Source organism: Devosia sp. (assembly GCF_028290645.1).
In the GTDB taxonomy this organism is placed as follows: domain Bacteria; phylum Pseudomonadota; class Alphaproteobacteria; order Rhizobiales; family Devosiaceae; genus Devosia_A.
This window is the reverse complement of record NZ_JAQGJL010000025.1, coordinates 1-12,499: the sequence shown is the minus strand read 5'-3', so window position 1 is coordinate 12,499 and position 12,499 is coordinate 1. Positions and strand designations below refer to the sequence as shown.

General features: G+C 67.0%; 12 protein-coding genes. 9 read left to right on the top strand and 3 right to left on the bottom strand.

The genetic code is table 11. The features are described 5' to 3' along the window. The 6 genes from JWQ89_RS01625 to JWQ89_RS01600 all read left to right on the top strand — a co-directional run. Positions 1-1,165, top strand: a 1,165-nt coding sequence (locus tag JWQ89_RS01625) for an ATP-binding cassette domain-containing protein (RefSeq protein ID WP_299637840.1), incomplete at its 5' end; no start/stop codon positions are given. A 19-nt stretch (positions 1,166-1,184) separates the two neighbouring features. Continuing rightward, positions 1,185-2,108 carry an ABC transporter permease gene (locus JWQ89_RS01620; RefSeq protein WP_299637838.1) on the top strand — a complete coding sequence of 308 codons (924 nt, stop codon included), beginning with the start codon at positions 1,185-1,187 and terminating at the stop codon, positions 2,106-2,108. Positions 2,109-2,123: 15 nt separating this feature from the next. Further along, on the top strand, positions 2,124-2,987 hold the full coding sequence (locus tag JWQ89_RS01615) for an ABC transporter permease (RefSeq protein WP_299637836.1): 864 nt from the start codon (positions 2,124-2,126) through the stop codon (positions 2,985-2,987). Between the two features lie 54 nt (positions 2,988-3,041). Then, entirely contained in the window at positions 3,042-4,775 is a 1,734-nt protein-coding gene (locus tag JWQ89_RS01610; RefSeq protein ID WP_299637835.1) for a thiamine pyrophosphate-requiring protein, read from the top strand. Positions 4,776-4,797: 22 nt separating this feature from the next. Next, complete coding sequence (locus tag JWQ89_RS01605) at positions 4,798-6,225, top strand: NAD-dependent succinate-semialdehyde dehydrogenase (RefSeq protein WP_299637833.1); 1,428 nt, start codon at positions 4,798-4,800, stop codon at positions 6,223-6,225. A 31-nt stretch (positions 6,226-6,256) separates the two neighbouring features. Continuing rightward, on the top strand, positions 6,257-7,501 hold the full coding sequence (locus JWQ89_RS01600; RefSeq protein WP_299637841.1) for an MFS transporter: 1,245 nt from the start codon (positions 6,257-6,259) through the stop codon (positions 7,499-7,501). A 7-nt stretch (positions 7,502-7,508) separates the two neighbouring features. Here the strand turns inward: JWQ89_RS01600 and JWQ89_RS01595 are convergent, their stop codons facing one another. From JWQ89_RS01595 to JWQ89_RS01585, 3 genes are read right to left on the bottom strand one after another with little or no spacing between them, the layout of a single operon-like run. Beyond that, positions 7,509-8,171 (bottom strand): aspartate/glutamate racemase family protein, encoded by a 663-nt coding sequence (locus JWQ89_RS01595; RefSeq protein ID WP_299637831.1) that lies wholly within the window; start codon positions 8,169-8,171, stop codon positions 7,509-7,511. Positions 8,172-8,192: 21 nt separating this feature from the next. Then, complete coding sequence (locus tag JWQ89_RS01590) at positions 8,193-8,891, bottom strand: substrate-binding domain-containing protein (RefSeq protein ID WP_299637829.1); 699 nt, start codon at positions 8,889-8,891, stop codon at positions 8,193-8,195. A 16-nt stretch (positions 8,892-8,907) separates the two neighbouring features. Then, positions 8,908-9,588 (bottom strand): RraA family protein, encoded by a 681-nt coding sequence (locus JWQ89_RS01585; RefSeq protein WP_299637827.1) that lies wholly within the window; start codon positions 9,586-9,588, stop codon positions 8,908-8,910. A gap of 111 nt (positions 9,589-9,699) precedes the next feature. On the opposite strand from JWQ89_RS01585, the gene JWQ89_RS01580 reads away from it, so the two are divergent. From JWQ89_RS01580 to JWQ89_RS01570, 3 genes are all read left to right on the top strand, one after another. After that, on the top strand, positions 9,700-10,638 hold the full coding sequence (locus JWQ89_RS01580) for a LysR family transcriptional regulator (RefSeq protein WP_299637826.1): 939 nt from the start codon (positions 9,700-9,702) through the stop codon (positions 10,636-10,638). Between the two features lie 55 nt (positions 10,639-10,693). Beyond that, positions 10,694-11,476 carry a 2-oxo-tetronate isomerase gene (gene otnI, locus JWQ89_RS01575; RefSeq protein ID WP_299637825.1) on the top strand — a complete coding sequence of 261 codons (783 nt, stop codon included), beginning with the start codon at positions 10,694-10,696 and terminating at the stop codon, positions 11,474-11,476. A gap of 435 nt (positions 11,477-11,911) precedes the next feature. Then, the coding region (locus tag JWQ89_RS01570; RefSeq protein ID WP_299637823.1) for a VCBS domain-containing protein at positions 11,912-12,499 on the top strand (588 nt) is incomplete at its 3' end.

Here is a 12,499-nt window from a genome sequence, read left to right as displayed (position 1 = left end):
GCTATCGGGTGGCCTCAACCAGCGTGTCATGATCGCGCTGGCGCTGTTGGGCGATCCGGTGATGCTGATCGCCGACGAGCCGACGACGGCGCTCGATATGTCGGTACAGGCCGAAGTGCTGGACCTGATAGACGAGATGCGAGTGAAGAACGACCTGACCGTGCTGCTGGTCACCCACGATCTCGGCATCGTGCGCGACCGTGCCACCCAGATCGCCGTCATGCACAAGGGCCGCCTTGTCGAGCAGGGACCCACCCATCAGGTGGTCACCGCTCCGCGCGCCGAATACTCGCGCGAACTGTTCAAGGCCGCCGAGGTGGAGTGGCCCGACCACTCATCGGTCAAGCCGCGCGAAGCCCCGCTCAGTCTCGCCTTCGAGAACGTCAACAAGACCTTTTTCGGGTCCCGCCGCGACCGGAAGGCCGGGATCGGCGTCAGCGCCGCCAAGGACCTGTCCTTCACCGTCCGCCAGGGCGAGATCGTGGCGCTGATCGGTGAAAGCGGCTCCGGCAAGACCACCGCCGCCAAGATGGCGATGAACCTGGTGTCGCCGGATTCCGGCAGGATCACTTTCTATCCGTCGGCTCGAAACCCCTCGGCCAAGCTCAACGTGCAGATGGTTTTCCAGCATCCGCGCGACTCGCTCGACCCCCTGATGAAGGTCGGCGACCAGTTGCACGAAGTGCTCAAGGTTCACGGCTGGAACGACAGGCAGAAGCGGGCCGAGCACATCGCGAGGATCCTCGAAGATGTCGGGCTCGGCGCACACGCACTGGAACGCCGCCCGACCTATCTCAGCGGCGGCGAAGCGCAGCGCGTGGTTATCGCCCGGGCGCTCCTGCTCGAGCCCGACATGTTGATCGCAGACGAACCGCTGTCGGCCGTCGACGTGCGCATCCAGAAGCACATTCTCGCCTGCTTCCAGCGGCTGCGGGAGCGGCTCGGCATCGCCATCCTGCTCATTACCCATGACCTGCGCGTGGTGTTCGAAATCGCCGACCAGGTCGTGGTCATGCGCCATGGCGAGGTCGTCGAGGACGTGCCGGTGGCGCTGTTCGCCGACGGCAACCGCCACGAATATACTCAGATGCTGATCGATGCGGTGCCCGGCAAGGACACCCCCGGCGCCGAACCCGGCCCCAAACCGGAGGTGGTGGTCGCATGATCCGGCTGGAGGTGTCCCCATGATGCTGCTTTCGCGCCTGTTGCGTGCGGCGATCTCGCTGCTGGTGATCGTGACCCTGGTGTTCGTGGCGCTGCGCGCCACCGGCGATCCGATCCTCGCCATGTTCAATCCGGACGACTACACCAAGGAGGCGCTCGACGCCTTCCGCCGGCAGTACGGCTACACCGGGACGATCTTCGAGCAGTATCTCTCCTATATTGCCAACGTCGTTCAGGGCCATTTCGGCGTCTCGTCGATGAGCAGCAGGGACGCGCTCTCGGTGGTGCTCGAACGCGTCCCCGCCACGTTGCAGCTGGTGGGCTGGAGCGCGCTGATCATGTTCTCGGTGGGCATCCCGCTGGGCTCCATCGCTGCCCTCAATGCCGGCGGCCGGCTGGACCGGCTGGTGATGGCCGGATCGACCGCAGGCTTTGCGCTGCCGAACTTCGTGCTCGGGCTCGCACTCATCCTGCTGTTTTCGGTTTTCCTCCACTGGCTTCCCAGCAATGGCAGCGGCACCTGGCAGCATCTGGTGATGCCGGTTCTGACCATCGGCCTCGCCAAGGCGGCGATCTTCACCCGCTTCGTGCGGTCGGCGGTGCTCGATGCGCTCAAGCTGAGCTGCGTCACCTCCGCCCGCGCCCGCGGTCTCGAGGAATCGCAGATATTCGTCCGCCACGTGATCCCAAATGCGATGCTGCCGCTCGTCACCATTGCGCCCCTGCTGGTCGGCGCCATGGTCAGCGCCGGTTCGGTCGTCGAGTCGGTGTTCGGCTGGCCGGGCATCGGACGCCTGATCGTCGACAGCGTCGCCCAGCGCGACCTGGCGGTCCTGCAAGTTATCATCATGCTGGTCGCAGCGCTGATGATCCTCACCAACCTCATCGTCGATCTGGCCTATTCGAGGCTGGACCCGCGTACCGCGCTGGCGCGCAGTCACTAGGCGAGGATAACCGGCATGTCTGCAGTCGTTTCGACCACCGCCACCAAGAAGCGCTTCGATCTCTCGCGATACCCCGTTGCCGTGCTGGTCTCGGCGCTGTGGCTCGTGAGCTGCCTGTCGCTCGTCATCCTCCTGCCCATCCTGCCGCTGCCCAAGGAGACGGCCATCGACCTGGTGGCACGGCTCAGCCCGCCGGTCGGCTTCGGTGGGGAGTGGAACCATTGGCTCGGAACCGATGACCTCGGGCGCGATATCTTCTCCCGGCTCGCCGCCTCGCTGCGGACCAGCCTGGTGCTGGCGCTCGGCGCGACCGTCATTTCCGCCATCATCGGCACCACCATCGGCATCCTCGCCGCCCATTTCGGCGGCTGGGTGGACCAGTTGGTGGTGGCGGCGGTCGACGCCCAGGCGTCGGTGCCCTTCATCATCATCTCGTTGACGCTCACCGCCTTCTTCGGCAACAACCTCTTTCTCTTCATCTTCATCCTCGGCCTGTTCGGCTGGGAGCGCTTCGCCCGCCTGTCGCGCGCCATGACCATGGCCTCGCGCGGGCATGGCTATGTGCTGGCGATGAACACCCTCGGGTTTTCCTGGCGCCGCATCTATCTGCGCCACGTGCTGCCCAACATCGCCAGCACGCTGCTGGTGACGGCCACCATCAATTTCCCCGAAGTGATCCTGCTCGAAACCTCGCTCAGCTTCCTCGGCCTGGGCATCCAGCCGCCCATGAGCAGCCTGGGCAACATGCTGGGCTTCGGCCGCTCCTACCTGCTCACGGGCTGGTGGATCGCCGCGGTGCCGGGGCTCGCGATCTTCCTGTGCACGCTGTCAGTCTCCATCGTCGGAGACTGGGCGCGCGGCGTGATCGGGCGGACCTGATCGCGGACTTCGTCTACCCCGCGCCGGGACGGCGCCGCTTGCGCCGGAGCCGTCATGTATCAAACCGTCCAGACCACCCTCACTGATGTCACGGTCGCCGAGGCGTATCTGCACATTCTCGCCGATCGGGGCATCGACTACTTCTTCGCCAATGCCGGCACCGATTTCGCGCCGCTGATCGAGGCTTTCGCGAAGGGCGCGGCGCTCGGCCACAAGCTCCCGAGGCCCATCACCGCTCCGCATGAGAACGTCGCGGTTCACATGGCGATGGGCCACGCGCTGGTTTCCGGCAAGCCGCAGGCAGTGATGGTCCATGTCAACGTGGGCACCGCCAATGCGCTGACCGGCTTGCTCAACGCCCGCCGCGGCCGGGTGCCGATGCTGTTCACGGCGGGCCGTACGCCGATCCTCGAAGAGGGCATGCGCGGCGCGCGTTCGGTGTTCGTCCACTGGGCGCAGGAGATGTACGACCAGGCGGGCATGGTTCGCGAGGCGGTGAAATGGGACTACGAGCTGCGCCTGCCCGAGCAGCTCGAAACTGTGGTTGACCGGGCGCTGAGCCTCACCGCCACCAACCCGGCCGGGCCGGTATACCTGACGCTGCCGCGCGAGGTGCTGGCGCGCAGGCTCGATACCTTCAGTTTCCGTCCGGGCGGCCCGCACCAGCCGGTCAGCCTTGCCGCCGCGGCGAGCGATGCCGCCATTGCGCAGGCAGCCGAAGCATTGGCCCGGGCGCGCAATCCGCTGATCCTCACCACCAATATGGGCCGCATCCCCGGCGCCGTTCAGGCGCTGGCGCAACTGGCCGGCCAGCACGCGATACCCGTGGTGTCCTACAATCCCAGCGGTGTGGAGCTGCCGGCGAGCCACCCCATGCACATGGGCTACGAGCCCAAGGCCTGGCTCGAAGAGGCCGACGTGGTGCTGGTAGCCGAAGCGCTGGTTCCGTATCTGCCCCGCGAAACCCGGCCCAGGCCCGGTGCCACGGTGATCCATCTGGGCCTCGACCCCCTCTACGAAGACATTCCGATCCGCGGCTTCCCCTGCGACCTCGCCATTGCCGCCTCGCCCGATATCGCGCTGGCCCAGTTGGCCCACCGGCTGGCGACCATGCCGGCAAACGATCGCGACCTGATCGAAAGCCGCCGTGCCGCCCTTGCCGGGCGCAAGGCAGAGCTGCTGGCCAGGCGCGAAGCGGCCTGGATCGAGGCGCAGCAATCGGCCCACATCACCCCGCTGCACATCAGCCGCGCCATCGACGCCGTCAAGGGCGATGCGCTGGTGTTCAAGGAGTCCGGCCTGCGTCTCGACCAGATGGATTTCGAGGAACCGGGCACCATGTTCTTCTCGGGCACCGCGGGTGGTCTTGGCTGGAGCCTCGGCGCTGCGCTGGGCGCGAAGCTCGCGGCCCCCGACCGGGACATCATCGCCACCGTCGGGGACGGCTCCTACATGTTCGGCACCCCGCTCGCCGCCCACTATGTGGCGGCCGAGCAGAAGCTGCCGGTGCTGTTCGTGGTCTTCAACAACGGCGGCTGGCATGCGGTGCGGCGATCGACGCGCGGTATGTTCAAGGACGGATATGCCGCCGCCACGCCCAAGGACCAGGTCGAGCCGCTCACCGATTTCGGCGTCGACATCAAGTTCGAGAAGATGATGGAGACCGTCGACGGGCATGGCGAACGGGTGGAGCATCCCGACGACCTGCCCAGGGCGCTAGCCCGCGCTCAGGACATCATCCGCACCGAAAAGCGGCAGGTGCTGCTCAACGTGGTTTCGACCACCTAACGCCAAAAGGCAGCAGAACGACATGAGCGACACCAAGCTTTTCATCGATGGGGTCTGGCGCGACGGCGCTGCCGGAAAGCGACGCGACGTCACCAATCCGGCGACCGGCGAGACAATCGGCACGGTGGCGCTGGCCGAGCCCTCCGATCTCGACGATGCCCTCGCCGCGGCCGCCAGGGGCTTTGCCGCGTGGCGGTCGGTGTCCGCCTATCAGCGTGCGGCGATTCTGCGCCGCGCCGCGCAGACCATCCGCGCCGATGCCGCCGCGATCGTCGACACCATCGTGACCGAGCAGGGCAAGCCGGTGGCGGAGGCAAAGATCGAGGCGGGCTCCGCGGCCGACATTCTCGATTGGGCCGCGGGGGAGGCCCAGCGGCTCTATGGCTGGACCATCCCCAGCCGGCAGGCCGGCGTGGTGCAGACGGCCGTGCGCGAGCCGGTCGGCCCCGTCGCGGCGTTCACGCCCTGGAACTTCCCGCTCAACCAGCCGACCCGCAAGCTGGCATCGGCGCTGGCCGCCGGCTGCTCGGTCGTCCTCAAGGCCTCCGAGGAGACTCCCGCCAGTGCGGCCGTAATGGTCAGGGCGCTCGCCGAGGCAGGCGCGCCGGCAGGAGTGCTCAATCTCGTTTTCGGCGACGGCCGCATCGTGTCGCGCCACCTCATCACCAGTTCCATCATCCGCAAGGTATCGTTCACCGGCTCGACCCCTGTCGGCCGGCAGATCGCGGCGCTGGCCGGCGAGCAGCTCAAGCGCCTGACCCTCGAGCTGGGCGGTCACGCCCCGGTGCTGGTGTTCGAGGATGCGGAGATCGGCGATACCGTCGCCCGTACCGTGGCTGCCAAGTTCCGCAATTCGGGGCAGGTCTGCACCTCGCCCACGCGGTTCCTCGTCGCGCGTCAGCATCACGAAAGCTTCGCTGCCCAGTTCGCCGACGCAGCATCGAAGCTCGTTGTCGGAGATGGCGCCGACCCACAAACGCAGGTGGGCCCGCTCACCAATGAACGGCGGATCCTCGCCATCGAGCGGCTGGTGGCCGACGCGGTCGCCAGGGGTGCGCGCCTGCTGGCCGGTGGCCGCCGCGCCCAGCGCCCGGGGCGCTTTTACGAGCCGACCGTGCTCGCCGATGTGCCTCTCGAGGCCGAGATCATGACCGAGGAGCCCTTTGGCCCGGTCGCCATCATCAATCCGTTCGATACGGTCGAGGACGCGCTGCTGGAGGCAAACCGGGTGCCCTTCGGGCTTGCCGCCTACGCCTATTCGAAGCGCACGACCCTCGTGAACGCCGCCCTTGCCGGCCTCGAAGCGGGCATGGTCTCGGTCAACCATCATGGGCTGGCGCAGGCCGAAACGCCGTTCGGCGGCGTCAAGGAATCCGGCTTCGGCACCGAGGGCGGGGCCGAGATGCTCGACGCCTATACCGTCACCAAGTTCCAGACCGTGCTGGCGTGACCGGCCTGGTGGAGCAGGTGCCTTGAACCAGATGGTGAAGGTGCCCTGGTACCAATCGGGTGCCCTCGGCAGCGTCTCGTATCGCAATTTCCTGACCGGCAATATCCTGGCGCAGACCGCGTTCTGGAGCCAGCGCGTCGCGACCGGCTGGATCGCCTGGGAGATGACCCAGTCGCCGTTCTGGCTGAGCCTTGTTGCCTTCTCGGATCTGTTCCCGGTGCTGGTCATGGGCCCGATCGCCGGCGCCGTGGCCGATCGGCACGACAAGCTGGCGCAGGTGCGCATTTGCCAGGCGCTGTCGGCGGTGCAGGGCCTCATCCTGTTCGGCCTCGCGCTCATGGGGTGGCTGACCCTTCCCGCCCTGCTGGTGCTGGCGCTGGCGCTTGGCGTCATCCAGTCCTTCGACCAGCCGGCGCGGCTCTCCCTCGTCGGCCTCTTGGTCGATCGCCCGCAAATGTCCTCGGCGGTGGCGATCAACGCTGTGGTGTTCAATTTCGCGCGCTTCCTCGCCCCGGTGGTGACGGGCATCGCGGTTGCGCTCCATTCGGCTGCGCTGGCCTCGGCGTTCACCGCCGTCTGCTTTCTTGCAGCCATGCTCCTGCTGTCGCGGGTCAAGACCAAGCCGGACAATCGCGCCATCGCCGAGCGGAAGAGCTTCCTCGGCGATCTCGCCGCCGGGGTGCGCTACACGTTCACCCACGAGGCGCTGCTGATCTCGCTGGCGCTCATCACCGCCGTCAATGTGGGGGCGAGGCCGATCCTCGAACTGCTGCCCGCATTGTCGAGCGAAGTTTTCCGCGTCGATGCTTCGGGGTTCGCCGGCCTCGGCGCCGCCATGGGAGCGGGCGCGGCGCTCGGAGCCCTGCTGCTGGTGTTCTTCACCCAGCGGGTCAATCTGGTGATGGTCGCCATCGGCTGCGGCGTCGGGGTCACAGTCTCGGCCGTCGCCATCTGCCTTGCCGGGCAATACTGGCAGGGACTCGTCGCAATGTTCTTTCTGGGTGCGGCGCTGACCGGCTGCGCCGTGGCCGTGCAATCGATGGTGCAACTCACCGCGGCCGACGCCATGAAGGGGCGGGTGCTCAGCCTCTACGGCATGCTGTTCCGCGCCGGCCCGGCCACCGGCACGGTCGCCATCGGCTCCGCCGCGGAATTTGCCGGGCTGCAGATCCCTATCGCCGTCGCCGCGGCCCTGATGGCGATCGTCACGTTGTGGGCATTCGTGCAGCGCCGCAAGGTGACCGCGGCCTTGGCCAGGGCCAGCGAGGCGGAGTAGGGGCGGTTCAGCCCTCGATCAGCTCGCGCATGCGGCGCACCGCAGCGCCGGGTGCACTCAGCACAGGTATCGAGAGCTTCTCCTGCACGGCGCCCGAAGCGCGCGAGGTGGAGAAATGCGCCAGCATTACCGTGTCGAGGCCCGCAAGCTCGGGCGCCTTTTCGGCCAGCAGCCGGTTGTGGGTTTCGGCATCGCCCTTGCGCAGCGCGGTCATCGCGTCTTCGACCAGGACCGTGGTGAGCGTCGCCGGGGATTTGACCTGCCGGACATACTCGTCGAACTCGTCGCGCATGGTGCCGACGGCAGGCCCGAACGTCGCCAGCATGCCGATCCGCGTGCCCTGCGCCACCGCGGCGTGGAACATCGCCTCGTTGGGCTTGAGCACCGGCACGGGCAGTTCCGCCGCCATCTGCTCGATCGCCGGGCCGAACGCCGAGCAGGTCACCAGGATGCCATCGGCCCCTATGGAATACGCATAGCGCCCGAACCGCACGAAGCGGTCGATCATCGCGTCGGTGAGTTCGGGCTCGCTGGCCCGGTCGGGGCTCAGCGAGTCATCAAGCAGATTCACCAACCGCGGCTCGGGCCACAGTTCCTTGAACGCGGCCTGTACCGGTTCCATGGCCACCGGCGTGGCGTGCAGTAGAACGATGCGTGGCGTGGCTGGCATGAAAGCCTCCCGAGTCATTGGCTAGAACAGCGGGACAAGCCCGGTGCGTATGTAGGCGGCGCGCGCTTCGTCGGTCAGCAGCGCGTCGATGAAGCGCGCGGCACCGGCCTTGTCCTTCGCTCCGGTGAACACCGCCGCGGAGAAATCGGTGGTGGCGTTGACCTCGGCGGGCAGCGGCCCCACCACGTCGATGCCCGGCACCACCATCAGTTCGCTGAGCTGCTGGATCGCCAGTTCGACCTCGCCACTGGCGACGCGCTCTCCGGTAAGGCCCTTCGGGATCACCAGCGCCTTGGCGCGGATCGCCTCGCCGATACCCAGCTGGTCGATCAGCTTCTCGAAATAGATGCCGCTGGCGCCCGCCTGCGAATAGACCAGCGACGGCACTTCGAGCAGCGTCTGCTTCAGGGCCTCGGCAGTCGAGATGTCGGGCCTTGCTGCGCCTGGCCTGACGGCGACGCCCACCACCGCCTGCGCGATCGGCCGGCGGGTCGCAGGATCGATCAGGCCCTTGCCGGCCAGCTCGTCCAGCGCCCAGTCGATGGCGACGATGCCGTCGGCGGTTTCCCCTGCCGCAAGGCGCTTCATCAGCGCCACGGTGGGGTCCCAGATCAGCTGAGGCGTGAAGCCGTCGCGGCCGAGGGCCGGCAGCACCGTATCGTTGACCATCGCCAGGATGGCCAACGCACTCATGATCGTAGCCGGTTGCGTGTCGCTCAAGGCGGCCTCCCGCATCTCAGAGATAGTCGACCTTCCAGTCGATATTGGCGAGGCAGTCATCGATCCACTGACGGTTGACCGTGCCGTTGCGAACGCGGATGCGCTGCGCATTCTCGCCCTCGAGCCGCTTGGCAGCCGCGACTTCGATTTCCTCGGCAATGTCGTAGGCGATGGCAATCACCCCGTCATCGTCGCCGACCATCATGTCGCCCGGCTCGATCACCATGCCCTCGATGGCGATGGGAATGTTGACCTCGCCCGGACCGTCATGGAGTGGGCCGCGATGGGTCACGCCACAGGCAAACACCGGGAACGGGTGGTTCCGGACATGGCCATAGTCGCGGATGGAACCATAGACGATGACCCCGGCCAGCCCGCGCGTCTCGCAGTGGGTGAGCATCATCTCGCCCATGATGGCGTTGGTCAGCTCGCCCCCGGCATCGACGACAAGGATGTCGCCGGGCAGTGCAGTGTCGATCGCCTTGTGGACGAACAGGTTGTCGCCCGGGCGGGTCTTGCAGGTGAAGGCCGGGCCCGCCAGCACGGTGCCGCCGGCATGCATCGGCCGCAGGCTGGCGCCACCGGCCAAGAGGCGCGACATGGAATCGGAAATGACGGCGGTGGGCAGGTTGCGGTACTTGGCGACCAGGTCGGCCGCGACCCGGCGCTTGGGTTGCATCACCCGCAGGTTGGGCATTTGAATTCCTCTTGGGAGTCTTTGGAGCTGGCCCAACCCATAAGGACCGCGACAGCTGTTCGGCCAATATAGATTTGCAATCGCAGCCATAAATGTGATTGATGGCTGAGCATGGCCGGGTTCCTTGATCTCAAGCGTCTGCGCTATTTTCGGGCCATCGCCGAGCATGGCTCGCTGTCGGCTGCGGCGCGGGCGCTCAACCTCGCGCAGCCGGCGCTCAGCCATCACGTCACCGAGCTCGAAACCGTGCTTGGCGTCAGGATCCTGGAACGCCGGCACGATGGCGTGGTGCTGACCGAGGCCGGGCAAATGCTGCTCCGCCATGCCGTCGATATCGGCACCCGCATCGATCGGGCCGAGGCCGAACTCACCCGCTTCGCCCGCGACCAGGGCGGCAAGGTCAAGATCCGCCTCGCGGTGATCGCTTCGCTTGCCGCCGAGCTGACGCCCATCCTCGTGGGGGCGCTGGCCCGCGACATGCCGGAGGTGGTGCTGCGCATCACCGAGGCGGGCACGCTCGATAGCCGCGACCTGCTGGATCGGGGGGAGGCCGATCTTGCCGTGCACCTCACCGCCGACGGCGGAGACGATGTCCTGCTCGCCACCGAGCGGCTGCATTTCGTCACGACGATCACCGGCGACGGCGCCACCGGCCCGGTGCCCTTTGCCGACATCGTCCGCCGGCGGCTGATCCTGCCGGCACAGGGCAGCCCGCTGCGGGGCTTTGTCGAACAGGCGGCGGCGCGGGCCGGACTTCGGCTCGATATCGCGCTCGAAGTCGATGGCGCAGGGCCGCGGCGTCAGGCGGTCATGGCCGGGCTCGGCAGCACCATCCTCGGCGCCCATTCGGTCGAGGCCGGCGATGGCAGCTCCGGGCTGGTGGCGCGTCCCATCATCGAGCCGGCGCTGTTCCGGCCGATCTACCTGGGGGCGCGCCGCGGGCTCGATCCCGAGCTGGTCTCGCGCATCGGCAGCGTCCTCGCGCGCTCCCTCGAAGGCTTTGCCGGCATGGCGATCGCTCCGCGCGCCGAGGCCGAAACCCGCGATTGACGCTTCGCGCGGTGCCGGGCTACCTAAGCCCCTCTCTCCCTAGGATAGCGCGTCCATGCTCAGATTTGATGCCAATGTCACCCAGCTCTATACCGAGCTGCCCCTCCTCGATCGCCTCGGCGCCGCGGCGGCCGACGGGTTCAAGGGCGTCGAGATGCGCTCGCCCTATGAGGAGACCAAGGAGGCGATGGGTGAGCGGCTGACGGCGCACGGCCTCGAACTGGTGCTGTTCAATTTTCCCGCCGGCGACTGGGGCAAAGGCGAGCGCGGCATCGCCTGCCTGCCGGGGCGCGAGGACGAGTTCCGCGAAGGCCTGGCGACGGCGGTCGAGTATGCCACGGCCCTGGGCTGCACGCGGCTCAACTGCCTCGCCGGGCTCACCCCCGCCGGCGTTTCCCACGAAACCCTCGAGGCGACGCTCGCCGGCAATCTGCGTCATGCGGCCCAGGTGCTCGCCGACCACGGCATCAGGCTCCAGCTCGAAGCCATCAACCAGCGCGACAATCCCGGCGGCTTCGTTTCGACCACCGCGGACTATGAGCGGATCGCCGAGCGTGTCGGGCACGACAACCTCTACCTGCAGTATGACTTCTACCACATGCAGGTGATGCAGGGTGACCTTGTGCGCGGGTTTGCGCGCCTGCAAAAGGTCATCTCGCATGTGCAGGTGGCCGACAATCCCGGCCGTCACGAGCCGGGCACCGGCGAGATCAACTACCCCTTCATCTTCGCCGAGCTCGAGCGGCTGGGCTATGACGGCTGGATCGGCTGCGAATACATCCCGGCCGGAAAGACCAGCGATGGCCTCGCCTGGATGCGGCAGGCCCTGTCGCGCTAGAGCCCGCCGACCGGCACCTCGAGAATCGGTAGTCTTCGTCCGGGGCGGCAGCTGGCCGCCCCTGATGTCGCTTCCTGCCGCGAGGAGCGGGGGCCTTCCCACCAGTGACGACCGGCGTTCTGGCACCAACCGCGGCTTCCCCGCCGCGGATGCGACGCCTTGAGCTGCCGCCTTTCCCCACAACAGCAACGGCTCGTCCACCGGCTCGTAGGGTGTCCCGGCGCCGTCCGAAATGCTACCCGGCACTTGGTACTGTCTAGGACCTTTGACCCCATCGGAATAGGGCCATGGGTCCCTATTCGAGGTAATCGCACGCCGAATTACAGTCCTGCCAAATAGTATTTCTTAATGATGTCTTAATATCCCAAGCGGCAGGGGGCTTAGGGCAGGTTCATTGGTCCCGCGTCATAGACGCGGCAAGGGGGAGAACCTGGAATGGCTGCGATCAACAAAGGGATAGTCACGTCCTTCGGTAACACGCCGCAGGCCGTGGACGATGTATTCAATGCATCGGCGCTCGGCATCGGCTCCAGCGGATCCTTTGTACCGATCTTCATCGATGTCATGGACAACGACAAGGCGGGCGGGGCCAAGACACTATACTCGCTCGACGACGGCACGAGTGTCGGGGGCATCCGTCCGGCCGATCTGCTCACCCAGGATACGGCGCGCACCGAAGCCGCCAGCACCGACACGAGCAAGAACGGCGCCCGGATCTGGATCAGCAACGACGGCAAGGTCGGCTACGACGCAAGCACGCTGAGCGCCACGGCGCTGTCGCAGTTGCAGAGCCTCGGCGCGGGCCAGTACTTCACCGACACCTTCACCTACGCCATCCGGATGGCCAACGGCACGCTGAGCTGGGCCACCGTCGAGATCAAGATTGCCGGCACCAATGATGCGGCGAGCATCACCGGTCCCGCCACCGGCAGCGTCGTCGAAGACACCGCCGGCCAGCTCCATGCCGGAGGCACGCTGGTGGTCAGCGACGTGGACGCCGGCGAAAACATCTTCCAGGCACCG